This window comes from Pseudoblastomonas marina (genome assembly GCF_014641655.1).
Classification (GTDB): domain Bacteria; phylum Pseudomonadota; class Alphaproteobacteria; order Sphingomonadales; family Sphingomonadaceae; genus Alteriqipengyuania_A; species Alteriqipengyuania_A marina.
Genome location: NZ_BMID01000001.1, coordinates 610,883 through 624,672, shown reverse-complemented (window position 1 = coordinate 624,672; position 13,790 = coordinate 610,883). Strand labels below are relative to the sequence as shown.

Genomic DNA, 13,790 nt, shown 5'->3' with positions numbered 1-13,790 from the left:
CCGGGACCCGCTGCACGGCCGATGATCTTTCACTCGCTCGACTATCTGCTGTTCCTGCCACTGGTCGCAGTGTTGTTCTTCTGCGTGCCGCATCGGTGGCGATGGGTGCTTCTGCTGGTCGCCAGCAACATCTTCTATGCCAGCTGGCGGATCGAATTCCTCGCCCTGCTGTGGTTCACGACACTGGTCGATTTCCACGCCGCGAAGGCGATGATGCACACCGAAAAGGGCAGCGCGCGGCGACGCCTGCTGCTCGCCATCAGCATGGTGTGCAATCTGGGCCCGCTGGCATTCTTCAAATACAGCGCATTGCTTGCCGGGACGACGCTCTACGACCTGCGGATCGGCAATTTCACGATGGCCGACGTGATCCTGCCGCTGGGAATTTCCTTCTACACCTTCCAGACGCTGGGATATTCGATCGACGTCTATCGCGGAAAACGCGAGGCCGAGGATCATCTCGGGATCTTCGGGGTGTACGTGATGTACTTCCCGCAATTGCTCGCCGGCCCGATCGAGCGCCCCTACAAGCTGCTGCCGCAATTGCGCGAGCGTCAGGTGTTCGAATTGCGCCGCGCCGCGATCGGCTGCGCGATGATCCTGGTCGGCTATTTCAAGAAACTCGTGATCGCCGATCGGCTGGGCCTGCTGGTCCCGCCGATCCTCGCCGCGCCCGAGGGACACACCTCGCTCACGGTGACGCTGGCCACGCTGGGCGCGCTTTACCGCTACTATGCCGACCTCTCGGGCTATGCCGATATCGCCATCGGCTCGAGCCTGATCATGGGGATCGCGCTGTCGCGCAATTTCAACCGTCCCTTCGCAGCGGTCTCGATCGCCGAGTTCTGGCAGCGCTGGCACATCACGGTGACCCGCTGGTTCACCGATTACGTCTATATCCCGATCGCCCGCAGCACCCGGATCTGGTCGCGCTTCGTCGCCACCGTGCTGACCACTCTGCTCGTCGCGCTCTGGCACGGCGCCGCTTCTACCTGGATCGCGGCGGGCCTGGTCGGGGGGCTCCTGATGATCGGTGAAGGCGCGATCCGGCGACAACGCGGCGGGCTCGCGCGGACGTCGCGCGCGCTGGAGCGGATCGGCGTGGGTGCGCGCGGCGCGCGCTTCCTCGGTCGCAGCGCCAATCGCCTCGTGCTGTGGTTCTTCCTCCTCTTCCTCGGGTCGATCGTCAACGCGCCGGGATGGGAGCAGACGCGGACGATCTGGGGCAAGATGGCGGACCTGCCCGGCGATGCGCTGAGCCTGTCGGCCGGCTTCGGCGCCCTCCACCTCAGCGCACTGTTTCTCTTCGCCATAGCCGCACTCGAAATCTACCAATGGCTCGATAGCCGCCGCCCGGTGTTCGATCGCCTCGAAGCTGCAGGCGCGATCGTCGCCTGGCCGTTCTGGTGGGGGCTCGCGGCGATCATCCTGGTGTTCGGCGTGTTCACCGGCAGCGGCTTCCTGTATTTCGATTTCTGATGCGCTGGACCGTCCGCTCCGCCCTGCTCTTCCTCGCGCTCGGTGCCATGGTGCTCGGCGCGCTCAACCTTGCCGGGAGGGTGCCGGTGGCAGGACCCACTGCGCCGCAGTTCATGCAGGACCGCTTCGCTGCGATCGCCGGCAGCAAAGCTGTTTCGCTTGGCGGGTCGATCGGCACCGCGGTCGATTTCGACGCGATGTGCCTCAACGGGGCGGAATTCTACAACAATGGCCAGGACCCCTTCGAGATCGAAGCGCTGGTCGAACTGATCCTTGCCCGCCCCGCCCCGCCCGAATTGTTCTTCGTGGTTGTGACCCCGACCTCGCTGTCGCACGACAACGGCCTGCCCGCCCTCGCAGGCGCGAACCGTCGGCGCACCACCTATCGCTTTCTCCACGGCGAGGGGCGGTGGGATCCGATTGCGGGCGATTGGCGGCAGGCATTCCTGTCCGAAGCGATGCCCGCGATCGGCCACGATCTGCGCGACCCGTGGCATGAAGCGCTGCTTCGATTGTGGCAGGGCCGCCCGGCGCCCGATCGCGCGATCGACACCGACACCCGGACAATCGACCCGCGCACCGCCGAGCGACTGGTCGACACCCAGCTGGCGCAGTGGCGCGAAGATGCACACAAGGTCGCCTATTACGACCCGGGTGTGCCCGACCGCGCCTCTGCATCGCTCCTCCGCACCGTCATGCAGGTCGAGGCTTCGGGCAGCCGCGCCGTGATCGTCGTTCCGCCTTATCTCGACGAACTTCGCCGCGAAGTGTCGTCGCGCCGCTGGGGCCAGACCGAGCGGTTCGATCGCCTGCTCGATCGGCTTGCCGACCGGGGAGCGATCATCGCGGATTTTTGGAACACCGAAGAGTTCGCCGCGCGCTTCGAGTATTTCCGCGACGCGACCCATCTCAATGCGCCCGGCGCGCGCGAATTTTCGCGCATGCTCGCAGCGAAAATCCAGCGCGATGGGCGCGTCCCATTATCGGATTGCGTCTGATTCTTTTGGTTCCGCCGGGTCGTTATTTGCGCTAGCTCGCTGTTTCGAAAGAGGAACAGGGTCGAAAGCAGCAATGCACGTCGGGACGGAGCGCAAGCAACGGTTGGGTCAGGTGGCAGCAATGCTGCGCGCCGACCCACGGCTGCGCGATCGCTATACCCGCGCCAAGGCCATCGTCCGCGCCTTTCGCCGCCCGGCATTCTACGAGGTGGCGACCCGCTGCAACCTGTTCTGTGAAGGCTGCTACTATTTCGCCGACGATTTCGCGCCGCCGAGCCGCGAGGTGCAGGACCGCGCCGCGTGGGAGGAATTCTTCGCCGCCGAGGGCGAGCGCGGGGTCACAATGGCCTATTTCGTCGGCGCCGAGCCCGCGCTCGAACAGGAGCGGCTGATCGCGGCGGCCACGCACTTCCCACACGGCAATATCGGCACCAATGGGACGATCAGGCTCGATCCCGCCATACCTTATCGCATCGGTGTGTCTGTGTGGGGCGTGGACGAGGAGGTCGACACCAGCCTGCGCGGCGCCAACGCCTTCGCCAAGGCGATCCGCAACTATGCCGGCGATCCGCGTGCGATCATGCTCTACACGCTGACGAGGACCAATCTCGGCGACGTGCGGCGGCTGGCGGAAATCTGCCGCGACCACGACCTGCCGCTGACCTTCAACATGTATTCGCCGACGCAGAGCTATGCCCGCAAGATCGCCGAGCGGATGGGACCCGACGGGAAGTATTTCCGCATCTCGTCCGAAGAGGACAATCTGCGCTGGGACGACGATAGCCTCGCCGCGGCGCGCCGGGTGATGGACGAGGTGATCGAGGACTTCCCCGAAACCGTCGTCTACTCGCACGCCTACAACCGCTGGGCCACGCAATCCGGCCCGCTCTACGATATCGACCCGGAGACCGGCATCGCGCGCGACTGCCATTCGCGGATGGTCGAGCCGATGCGCTACTTCAAGACCGACCTCGAACACGCCGCGCTCGAGAAATGCGGGACATCGGACACGATCTGCTCCGAATGCCGGATGTATTCGGGCGGCTGGTCGTCAAAGTTCGAACCGCGCGATGCCGATGTCCGTGATACCGCCGCATTCGGCGAATGGCTCGACATGATCGATACGCTCGGCCGCATCTTCCTGATCGAGAGGAACGAAGCCGTGCCTGACGTAAGGACGGGTAGCGTGTTCGACTTCGACGATCCCACCGCAACGCACGGCAAGAGGATGGAACTGACCAAATGAGGATCGCGCAGCTCAACAACGGTGTCGAAGTGTCCGACATCGACCTCTCCGACGACGAGGCCTGCCGCGAGCTCGGCCGGCTGGTGGCGCATGAATGCGTCGTGCTCTTACGGCAGAAGGTAAGCGAGCGGCGTCTCTACGAGATCCAGATGCTATGGGGCCAGCCCTGCATGCCGATCATCAATCGATACGTGATGGAGCGTCGGCTGGCGGGCAAGCACTGGCGCGAGGCTTTCCTCGCGATGGGCGCGGTCTCGAGCGGGCTGAAGGAATCGGGCGAATTGCGGGGCATGGCGCGGGTCAGTTTCGAGAAGAACGAACGCGGGCGACCGACCGGCCTGTTCCCCAATGGCGAACTCGATTGGCATGCCGACCAGCAGGCCTATCACGACAACCAGCGGATCGTCGGCCTCATGAGCCTGTGGGGATCGGAAAGCAGCCGCACATCCTTTCTCTGCACCGCGCCCGTCTATGACGCGCTCAACCACGAGGATCGTTCGATGGTCGACGAACTCCGGTGCGTTTGGGCCTGGGATGGCGGTGACATGTGCCCCGATATCGATGGCTGGCACCTCGAGATCATCCGATACAACATGATCCCGTTCGACGGAATGGAAACGGCGCTGGTCGACCGTACCGTGACGGGCCGCGTCGGCATGCGCTTCCCGAGCCATTGCTTCAGTCATTTCAAGGGTATGACCAAGGCCGAAAGTGAAAGGTACAAGGCACATCTCTGGTCACTGGTGAACCGCGAGGAATATATCTTCGATCACGATTGGCACGACGGCGAGATCGTGTTCATGGACCAGAACATCACGCTGCACGCGCGCCCGACCAATATCGTCGATTCCCATACGCGCACGATGACGCGCATGATCTCCTATCTCGACCGGCTCTACCCGGGGAACGGACCGGCCGACCATGTGCTGTACGATGGTGCGAAACTCGGGCACGAGGAATTCGCGGCGATGGTCGATGCGCAGCGGCGCAAGGAATACGAGGAACTCGTCCCCGTGGCGTGACCGGTTTCGGCGTCGACCTGGTTCAATTCCCGAAGCGGGCGGTCTGCCGCTCGCGGAGCCTCTCGCGCATCGCGTACATTTCCTCGCTCACGAAGGCGCCGATCTTCAGGCCGTCGGCCTGCATCCCGTAGCTCGCTGCATGCACCCCGACGACGAGGCGGCGGCTGTGATTGCCGTTGGTGACGAAGATCGGCGATCCCGACGATCCCCTCCATGACCGGCAGCGATGCAGCAGCATGCCCTCGCGCAGTTCGGCGCGGCAGCCCCAGTCCATCGTGATGTAGGCCCCCCGATTGAGATCCGCCGAATACCCCGCCACCGCGATCCGCGCGGGGTCCGACCGGGTATCCTTGCGCGGGGTGAAATATGCGGTCCAGCGATCGGGCGGCAGCATGCCCAGCCACCCGACTTTCTGCTGTTCGGTCATGGTAACGAACGCCCAGTCGAGGCGCCGGTCTGCATTGTGGTTCCCGGGCGGGAAATAGACTCCGTCGACGACATAGGTGACATTTCCGGTCCGCAGCCCGTCATCCATGTAGAGGTATTCGTGCCGCACCGCGATTCCCTGTTTGAGGCGGAACTGGTCGTCGACCACGCAATGCTTGTTGGTCAGCACGAGGCCGGGACCGACATAGGCTCCCGAACAAGATCCACCGCGCGAGACGACCCGGGTGATCTGGTTGAAGGGCAATTCGTTGTTGTACATGCCGTAGGCCGGCAGGAACTTGCGTTGGCCGTAGCTCTCCTCCCACAGTTCGAGCCGGGGCAGGACGACGCGGAACCCGTCGTCGCTCATGCCCGCGGGGACGGCGAAATCCTCGATCCGCATTTCGCTTTGGCTGATCCTTTGGGTCGAGCGGACGAAGTCGCGTTCGATCTGGTCGATCTGGCGCATCCCGACATCGCTGATCGCCTTCGGGCTTGCGCCGAGCAGCGCCGCGGCGATCCCGCCCAGCAACGCGCCCGTCTGCCGGTCTTCCATCCGCTTCAGCGCCGCGGCGCGCTTGGCATTGATCCCGGCGCGCGCCGCCTTCTCGTAATCGCGATAAACGGCGGGAATCGACTGGTTCGCCTTGCGCAGGGTTTCCGCGGCGAGCTTCCAGTTCTGGCCGCGGTCGTAGCGGGGAGCGAGGTAGGACAGCCCTTCGAGCATGCGGCTGCGCACTCCGTTGAACGCGTAGGGATTGAGGTAGTAGCTGCAGCTCTCGCACGACCCGCCGCGGATGGCGTAATTGTAGCCGAACTGGCGCGACGCGAGCGAGGCGTGACAGGAGCGGGCGAGCTGCGAGAGCGCGTAAAGGTAGCGGGTTAGCTCGTTGTCCTTCCGCAAGCGATCGTACACCGCCGTCAGGCTGTCAAACGTTTCGCGCCCTCCGGCCCGGCAATATCTGGCGACCCTCCGGGCCGCGCAGGCGTCGTACAGTTTCCGGTTCTCCGGTATGAAGCGCTTGTAATAGCCGTCGGCATAGCCTTTCTTGTGGTGCTCCTGGATCCCGGCGGGATAGGGTACCTTGAAGCTCTGTGTATGGCATTCTCCTTCGAGGATCGCGTCGGTGTAGGGCTCGGGTTCGGGAAGCGGCACGGTCTGGCTGTGCTGCCAGGCTTCGTCCCAGCTAAGCTGAACCGGGGCGCCGTCCTCTGCGGGAGTTTCCGCGGGCGGTTCATCGGCAGGCGCGCCCGCCTCGACCGCCTGCGTCGATGCGGTGTCCTGTTGCGAAACGTCCTGTGCAATGAGGGCGAAGGAAAGCGTAGCCAGCGACCATGTCGAAAGCCCCGTCCTCAAGACTTTTTCCGCAACCAGCGAACCGAATGACAAGACCATTGCCTTCCCCCACGCGCTAAGGACCTCGCGACCGCTGGACGGGACTATCGAACCGGCTTGGCATTATTGTCAATTGGACTCGCTCAACGTCATACAACATGCTGTAAATTATACCTGTTCGAGCAAACATGATGCTCGATGCAACTTTACTTTCGATTGCTTGTCGATTGGCGGGCAGGCCCGGATCGGCTAATCTCGCCGATGATGCACGCCCCCTCGCCCACCCCGCCGGTTCCGGCCGACATCCTGCTCGCGGCCTATCGCGCGGGGATTTTTCCGATGGCCGACGGACGCGAGGATCCCGAAATGTTCTGGGTCGAACCGCGCGAGCGGGCGGTGTTCCCGATCGACGGGTTCCGCGCCTCGACGAGCCTGCGCAAGCTGCTGCGGCAGGAGAAATTCGAGGTCACCTGCAACGCCGATTTCGCCGGCGTGATCGCCGCCTGCGCCGAGCCGCGCCGCGAGCGCCCGGACGAGGAAAGCGGAACGTGGATCAGCCATGCGATCGAGGCGAGCTACAACGCACTGCACCGCGCGGGCCACGCGCATTCGGTCGAGGTCTGGCAGGACGGCGCGCTGGTCGGCGGGCTCTACGGGGTGGACCTGCCGGGGACTTTCTGCGGCGAAAGCATGTTCAGCCGCGCCGACAATGCGTCCAAGATCGCGCTCGCCTGGCTGGTCGCGGCGATGCGCGCGGCGGGCAAGATCCTGCTCGATTGCCAGTTCATCACCCCGCACCTCAGGACGCTGGGCGCGGTGACCATGTCACAGGCGGATTATCTCGTATTGCTCGAGAAGGCGCTGAAGACCAACGCCGCTCCATTGCCCGAAGGCTTCGCGGCGCTCGCGCAGAAGGCTCAGCTATCGGGCGTTTCGCCGGGGAAGCTCATCGCGCAGTCCTTTACCCAGACGTCGTAGACCGGGTGCTCGACCACGTTGAGGCTGGGCGAATTCTTGAACAGCCAGCCGGTGAAGACCTTGCGCCACGCGCGCTCGCCGCCATCGGGGCCGCGCTCATTGACGAACACCTGCGCGAAGGCGCCGGTCTCGGCCGGGCGTTCCCACGGCGGGGTCCGTTCGCAGGTGGCGAGCCGGACGATCACGTTGTCGACGCGCTTCGATTCGCCCGGGGCGATCTCGATGTCCTGGGTCAGATTGTTGCGCTTGTTGAGCAGGCCGAGCGTCGCGACGCGCTCCTCGCGGGGGGTCGCGCCCTCAATCTCGTCGGCCGCCTCGACCGGCGGCGCTTCGGCGCGCTCGATCTCGTCGGGGATTTCGGTTTGCTCGGCCTCGGGCTCGGGCGCGCCCTGATTGCACGCGGCGAGCGCGAGCAGCAGCGGCAGCGACCACGCAGCGCGCATCACGCGTCCGGCGACCACGCTTCGTAATCGCCGGTGGCGCGGGCGCGGTGGCCGCCCTTCTCCAGCGCGCCCTGCGGCAGGTAGCGGGTGTCGGTGCCGGTGGCATTGGGGGTGTAATCGGTTTCCCAGATCCTGGCCGGAGGAAGGAAGCTCTCGGGCACGTCTTCGCCCAGCCCGTGGAGCCAGCCGTGCCATTCGCTCGGCACGCGGCTCGCATCGTTGCTGCCCTCGTAGATCACCCAGCGGCGTTCGCGGCCGTCTCCGGTCTTTTTCTTCGAGCGGTAATACTTGTTTCCCTGCGCGTCGGTGCCGACATGCTCGAACCCGCGCCACGCCGCCAGCATCGTGCCGATCGTCGCGCCGTTCCACCAGGTGAAGATCTTGGAGAGGAAATTCATGATGCCGCGCCGGTTAGCCGATCCGGGAGAGTCGCACAATCGCTTGTTCGGTCCTTACCACGCGACCGCGTCGCCCGGCTCGATCCCGAGTTCCGCCGCGCGCCCGCCGGCGATCTCGAACACCGCGATCACCGCACTTTCGGACGGAATCGGATCGAGCGAATAGGGCTCGGCCATGGCGGCGATATTGGCGATCCGCCGATCGGGGCCGATGAAGATCAGGTCGAGCGGCAGCGGGGTGTTCTTCATCCAGAAGCTGCGCGCGCGCGGTTCCTCGGTCGGAAAGATCATCCCCTCGTCGGGGCCGAGCTCGGTCCGGAACATCAACCCGCGCTGCTGTTCCTCCGCGGTGGCCGCGACCTCGGTCTTGAAGAGGTGCTTTGCCTCGCCGGTGTCGACGGTGACGTCGATGATCTCGAGTCCGGAAACCGGGTGGGTCGCCGCCTGCTGCTCCTGCTCCTGCGCCGGCGCCTCGTCGCTCGCCGCGGTCGAGCAGGCCGCCAGCGGCAGCGCGAGCAATCCCAGCGCCATTCCCGTCAATCGTAGCAATCCGCGACCCATTCTTCCGCCTCTTTCTCGTTCCTCGCCTCGACCAATGCGCGCGCATGCTGCGGCGCGTGTCCGGCGCGCATCATCGCCGCGACTTGCTTCTCGCGCAATGCCTGATCGAGCGCGTCGCGCGAAAACGGGCCGAACCGTCGCCGCCGCGCCAACGCCAACGCCGCCATCCGCCGGTCCTGCTCGCCGGGTGCCTGTTCGTCGCGGATCGTTTCGGAAACGCCCGCATGGTGGAGCGCCTGCGCAATTCGCCGCGCACCGTAGCCCCGGCGCAGGAGCGCATCGGCCTTCGACGAGGCATAGGCCTCGTCGTCGACGAAACGCTGGTCGACGCATTTGGCGACGATCTCGGCGACCGGCGGCTCGCCTTCGCCACCCCAGCCGCGCTCGCGCAATTTGCGCCGCAAATAGTCCTCGAGTTTCTTCGCCGTCGTCATGTAGCGCCCGGCGTAATGCAGCGCGAGGTCGGCCAACTGTGCTCGTTCGAGCGGGGGACGAGACTTGCGCGGGCGGCTCATTGCCCTATTCATGCCACACTTGGCCCTAAACAGGGACCCCCAAGGTCGGCGTCGCATATGTTAAGGCCGTGCAGGCGACGCGAATATGCCATTCAATACGCAAAAAGCGTAATAAAAATAAAGACTTGGGAAGAGAGCGGGACACTCCAACCTATGACAGATTCGACCGGCACAGCCGTGCCGACCCCCAACGAAGACGCGCTCGAACGCCGATTTGCCGATTTCGGCACGTTCGGCGAGGCGCTCGATTACGCTGCGCGGGGCAAGCGCGGCCTCAATTTCCACGATCCGCGCGGTACGCTCGAACGCGTCTATCCCTTCGCCGAATTGCGCGAGGATGCGCTGGCAATGGCGCGCCGCCTGGTTGCCGCCGGGATCGCGCCGGGTGACCGGGTCGCGCTGATCGCCGAGACCAATCCGCAATTCGCCGCGCTGTTCTGCGGTTGCATCTATGCCGGGGCCTGGCCGGTTCCGCTGCCGCTGCCGACCACCTTCGGCGGCGCGGGCGGTTATACCAGCCAGCTCACCGTGCAATTGAGCAGCTGCGACCCCAAGGTCCTGTTCTATCCCGAAGAGATCGCCAGGCTGGTGCACGATGCGGCCGAGGCGCGCAGCGTCGAAGCGATCGCATGGGAGGACTTCGCCACCCGCGACGCACCCGATTGCGCGCTGCCCGAATTGGCGCCCGACGATATCTGCTACCTGCAATATTCTAGCGGCTCGACGCGCTTTCCGCACGGGGTCGCGGTGACCCACGCCTCGCTGCTCAACAACTTGCGCGGCCACGGGCTCGGCATGAAGCTCGAAGCGCAGGATCGCTGCGTCTCGTGGCTGCCTTGGTACCACGACATGGGACTGGTCGGCTGCCTCCTTTCGGTGATCGCCAACCAGGTTTCGACCGACTACCTCAAGACCGAACATTTCGCGCGCCGCCCGCTCGCCTGGCTCGACATGATCAGCCGCAACCCGGGCACCACGCTCAGCTATTCGCCGACCTTCGGCTACGATATCTGTGCGCGCCGCATCTCGAGCCAGAGCAGCGTCAGCGAACGCTTCGACCTGTCGCGCTGGCGCGTCGCCGGCAACGGCGCCGACATGATCCGGCCCGACGTGATGCAGAATTTCGTCAACGCCTTCACCGAGGCCGGCTTCCGCGCGAGCGCCTTCACCCCGAGCTACGGGCTCGCCGAGGCAACGCTCGCCGTAACCATCATGCCGCCGGGCGAAGGCATCCGCGTCGAGCTGGTCGAGGAAGAGCGCCTGTCGGGTTCGGCACGCGACCTGTCGCGCCCGGCGCGCTACCGCGCGATCGTCAATTGCGGCAAGCCCGTGATCGACATGGAAGTCGAGATCCGCGGCGAGGACGGCACCGAGCGTGCCGACCACCAGATCGGCAAGGTCTGGTGCCGCGGCCCGAGCGTGATGCATTCCTATTTCCGCGACCCCGAGGCGACCGACGCCTGCATGGTCGCCAAGGAAAATGGGGACGTCTGGCTCGACACCGGCGACATGGGCTACATGGCCGATGGCTACCTGTTCATCGTCGGCCGTGCGAAGGACATGATCATCATCAACGGCAAGAACCACTGGCCGCAGGACATCGAGTGGGCGGTGGAGCAATTGCCGGGCTTCAACCACGGCGACATCGCGGCCTTCGCGATCGAGACAGAGGACGGGGCCGAGGCGCCCGCGGTGCTGGTCCATTGCCGCGTTTCCGATCCCGACGAGCGCCGCAAGCTGCACAACCAGATCCGCGACAAGGTCCAGTCGGTCACCGGCACGCCCTGCGTGGTCGAACTGGTCCCACCGCGCACGCTGCCGCGCACCAGCTCGGGCAAGCTCAGCCGCGCGAAGGCGAAGAAGCTCTATCTCGCCGGCGAAATCGCGCCGTTCGACCTCGCGGCCTGAGGCGCGATCCCGCCCCGCCCGCGAGCGCGCCCGGCGAGGATGCGGAAACGACTTGCGATTGAGCGATTTGCACGGGCCTTTCGTAGAACGCGGCGCTAGGATGCTTGAACTGCGTGTCCTGCACTCCTAATACAGTGGGCGGAGGAAATATGGCGACTGAAACGAAGACTGCGACCGATACCGAACTCGAACTGACCGCGCCCGATCCGGTGCCGACGGTCGCGCCAGACAAGGCGGCCGGGCTGGTCCCGGTCTCCGAGGAAAAGAAATCCAAGCTGGCCGAAAAGGTCGAGGGTTTCGTCACCGAGCTGGTGTCGATCGACGCCAATTCGCCCGAATTCGGCAAGAAGGTCGACCAGATCACCAATATGGGCCGGCGAGAGATCGCCGCAGCCTCGCAGATGTCGAACCGCTTCCTCGATCGCCCGGTCCGCGCGATGGACCAGGACGAAGGCGTCGGCGCGAACCTTTCCGAATTGCGCAGCGTGGTCGAGGAGCTCGATCCCTCGAAGCGCGGCAAGCTGACCACCGGGCGCAAGCTGCTGGGCATCATCCCGTTCGGCAACAAGGTGAAGAAGTACTTCCAGAGCTACCAGAGCGCGCAGACCCACATCCAGTCGATCCTCGGCAAGCTGTCCAACGGCAAGGACGAGCTGCTGATGGACAACGCCGCGATCGACGTCGAGCGGCAGAAGCTGTGGGAAGCGATGGGCAATCTCGAGCAGATGATCCACATCTCGCGCGAACTCGATGCCAAGCTCGAGGAAAAGGCCGACGAGCTGCAGGCGACTGATCCCGAGAAAGCGAAGGCGATCAAGGAAACCGCGCTGTTCTACGTCCGCCAGCGGACGCAGGACCTGCTCACGCAGATGGCGGTCAGCGTACAGGGCTACCTCGCCCTCGACCTCGTCAAGAAGAACAATGTCGAACTGGTGAAGGGCGTCGATCGCGCCAGCACCACCACGGTCGGCGCGCTGCGCACGGCGGTCACCGTGGCCGAGGCGATGACCAACCAGCGCCTGGTGCTCGGCCAGATCACCGCGCTCAACGACACCACCGCCGGGATCATCGACGGCACCAGCACGATGCTGCGCGAGCAGACCGGCAAGATCCACGAACAGGCCGCCGCGTCGACGATCCCGCTCGAAACGCTCCAGCGCGCCTTTCAGAACATCTACGACACAATGGACGAGGTCGACGAATTCAAGGTCCGCGCGCTCGATTCGATGAAGCAGACGGTCGAGGCGCTGTCGGGCGAGGTCGAGAAGTCGAAGGGCTATATCGCGCGCGCCGAAGGGCAGTCGCAGGCGTCCAAGCAGGTCCAGGACAGCGGCCTGCTGAGTCTCGAGGGCTGAGCGGGCGATGGGCGACCTAACCAAGGACAGCGACCGCCTCCTCGGCGAGGGTCGTGCGCTCGTGCGCGACAATCGCGAGGGCGGACGCCATCGGCGGATGCCGCCGATCGGCGTGCATTCTGCCGAGATGCGACGCGACCATTTCGTCAAGAAACTGCGTAACATCGCCCTCGGCACCGCGGCGATCTTCGCGTTCTCGGTCCTGGCGGGCCTGATCATCGACGGCATCGGCTTTGCCGGGATCATGATCACTTTGTTCGCGCTGATCGCGATGGCGGTGATCCTGGGCAAATACCCCAAGATGAAAGTGCCCAAGCGGGCCGACCTTTCGCGCACGCAGGATGCCCGGCGCCTGGTTTCGCAAACCGAATTGTGGCTCGAGCACCAGGTCCCCGCCCTCCCCGCACCGGCGGCGAAGATCGTCAACGACATGGGCGTCCAGCTCGATGCGCTCGGCCTCCAACTCGAAGGGATCGAAGCGACGCATCCGGCCGCGCAGCAGGTCCGCAAGCTGATCGGCGAGCACCTGCCCGAGACGATCGATTCCTATCGCCGGATTCCCGCGCACCTGCGCGGCGAGGAACGCGCCGGGACGACCCCCGACGCGCAGATCACCGACAGCCTCGGCAAGATCAGCAAGGAAATCGACCACGTCACCCGGCAGCTCGCCGACGGGCATCTCGATGATCTCGCGATCAAGACGCGCTATCTCGACTACGCCTACGGCGACAAGGAAGCGCTCGAGGACCGCAGCGAGCCGAAAGACCGCTGATGCGCGTCGCGATTCCCCACGACCTCGAGCGCGAGGAAGTCCGCCGCCGGATGGGCAATTCGACCGACGAATTGCGCAATTTCATTCCTGGCGGGATGGCCGACGTGCAGACCTCGTGGCCGAGCGATGACCGGATGCAGCTGACCGTCGGCATGATGGGTCAGCAGGTCACCGGCCATGTCGATATCGAGGACAGCCAGGTGGTCTTCATCGTCGACCTGCCGCCCGCGCTGTCCTTTGTCGAGCCGATCGTCGAGAAAGCGATCCGCAAGCGCGGCCAGACCATGCTCGAGGACAAGCGCCAAAGCTGACAAATCCCGCTTCGGGAACGAAATGTTGCGACGGACATTGGA

General features: G+C 64.9%; 14 protein-coding genes. 9 read left to right on the top strand and 5 right to left on the bottom strand.

Translation table 11 applies throughout. The features are described 5' to 3' along the window. Positions 1 to 21 precede the first annotated feature (21 nt). The 4 genes from IEW49_RS02980 (at position 22) to IEW49_RS02965 (ending at position 4,745) form a co-directional block, all read left to right on the top strand. On the top strand, positions 22 to 1,479 hold the full coding sequence (locus IEW49_RS02980; protein ID WP_188641283.1) for an MBOAT family O-acyltransferase: 1,458 nt from the start codon (positions 22 to 24) through the stop codon (positions 1,477 to 1,479). Further along, positions 1,479 to 2,477 (top strand): alginate O-acetyltransferase AlgX-related protein, encoded by a 999-nt coding sequence (locus IEW49_RS02975; protein ID WP_188641282.1) that lies wholly within the window; start codon positions 1,479 to 1,481, stop codon positions 2,475 to 2,477. The genes IEW49_RS02980 and IEW49_RS02975 overlap by 1 nt, the downstream gene beginning before the upstream one ends. A gap of 121 nt (positions 2,478 to 2,598) precedes the next feature. Beyond that, the gene (locus tag IEW49_RS02970; protein ID WP_188641281.1) at positions 2,599 to 3,723 is read left to right on the top strand and encodes a radical SAM family protein; all 1,125 of its coding nucleotides are present in this window, start codon (positions 2,599 to 2,601) and stop codon (positions 3,721 to 3,723) included. Beyond that, positions 3,720 to 4,745: a TauD/TfdA dioxygenase family protein gene (locus IEW49_RS02965; RefSeq protein WP_188641280.1), complete on the top strand. Its 1,026-nt coding sequence runs from the start codon at positions 3,720 to 3,722 to the stop codon at positions 4,743 to 4,745. Before IEW49_RS02970 ends, IEW49_RS02965 begins: the two co-directional genes overlap by 4 nt. Before the next feature lie 22 nt (positions 4,746 to 4,767). Here the strand turns inward: IEW49_RS02965 and IEW49_RS02960 are convergent, their stop codons facing one another. Next, positions 4,768 to 6,561: a trypsin-like serine peptidase gene (locus IEW49_RS02960; protein ID WP_188641279.1), complete on the bottom strand. Its 1,794-nt coding sequence runs from the start codon at positions 6,559 to 6,561 to the stop codon at positions 4,768 to 4,770. Between the two features lie 210 nt (positions 6,562 to 6,771). Between IEW49_RS02960 and aat the strand changes: the two genes are divergently transcribed. Then, positions 6,772 to 7,485, top strand: a complete 714-nt coding sequence (gene aat / locus IEW49_RS02955; RefSeq protein WP_188643066.1) for a leucyl/phenylalanyl-tRNA--protein transferase — start codon at positions 6,772 to 6,774, stop codon at positions 7,483 to 7,485. On the opposite strand, the gene IEW49_RS02950 is transcribed toward aat, so the two are convergent. From IEW49_RS02950 to IEW49_RS02935, 4 genes are read right to left on the bottom strand one after another with little or no spacing between them, the layout of a single operon-like run. Continuing rightward, entirely contained in the window at positions 7,425 to 7,928 is a 504-nt protein-coding gene (locus tag IEW49_RS02950) for a DUF2155 domain-containing protein (RefSeq protein WP_188643067.1), read from the bottom strand. The two genes, aat and IEW49_RS02950, sit on opposite strands and share 61 nt — an antisense overlap. After that, positions 7,928 to 8,326 carry an NADH:ubiquinone oxidoreductase subunit NDUFA12 gene (locus IEW49_RS02945; protein ID WP_188641278.1) on the bottom strand — a complete coding sequence of 133 codons (399 nt, stop codon included), beginning with the start codon at positions 8,324 to 8,326 and terminating at the stop codon, positions 7,928 to 7,930. The genes IEW49_RS02950 and IEW49_RS02945 overlap by 1 nt, the downstream gene beginning before the upstream one ends. A 54-nt stretch (positions 8,327 to 8,380) precedes the next feature. Beyond that, on the bottom strand, positions 8,381 to 8,857 hold the full coding sequence (locus IEW49_RS02940) for a DUF192 domain-containing protein (RefSeq protein WP_188641277.1): 477 nt from the start codon (positions 8,855 to 8,857) through the stop codon (positions 8,381 to 8,383). A 5-nt stretch (positions 8,858 to 8,862) separates the two neighbouring features. Beyond that, on the bottom strand, positions 8,863 to 9,414 hold the full coding sequence (locus IEW49_RS02935; RefSeq protein ID WP_229658057.1) for a regulatory protein RecX: 552 nt from the start codon (positions 9,412 to 9,414) through the stop codon (positions 8,863 to 8,865). A gap of 141 nt (positions 9,415 to 9,555) precedes the next feature. Here IEW49_RS02935 and IEW49_RS02930 point away from each other — a divergent pair, with 141 nt between their 5' ends. The 4 genes from IEW49_RS02930 to IEW49_RS02915 all read left to right on the top strand — a co-directional run bounded on the left by IEW49_RS02930 (position 9,556) and on the right by IEW49_RS02915 (position 13,748). Further along, positions 9,556 to 11,310: a fatty acyl-AMP ligase gene (locus IEW49_RS02930; RefSeq protein WP_188641276.1), complete on the top strand. Its 1,755-nt coding sequence runs from the start codon at positions 9,556 to 9,558 to the stop codon at positions 11,308 to 11,310. Between the two features lie 149 nt (positions 11,311 to 11,459). Then, the gene (locus tag IEW49_RS02925) at positions 11,460 to 12,665 is read left to right on the top strand and encodes a toxic anion resistance protein (protein WP_188641275.1); all 1,206 of its coding nucleotides are present in this window, start codon (positions 11,460 to 11,462) and stop codon (positions 12,663 to 12,665) included. A gap of 7 nt (positions 12,666 to 12,672) precedes the next feature. After that, positions 12,673 to 13,437, top strand: coding sequence for a hypothetical protein (locus tag IEW49_RS02920; protein WP_188641274.1), 765 nt, complete (start codon positions 12,673 to 12,675; stop codon positions 13,435 to 13,437). Further along, positions 13,437 to 13,748, top strand: a complete 312-nt coding sequence (locus tag IEW49_RS02915; RefSeq protein WP_188641273.1) for a polyhydroxyalkanoic acid system family protein — start codon at positions 13,437 to 13,439, stop codon at positions 13,746 to 13,748. Before IEW49_RS02920 ends, IEW49_RS02915 begins: the two co-directional genes overlap by 1 nt. The last annotated feature ends 42 nt before the right edge of the window (positions 13,749 to 13,790 follow it).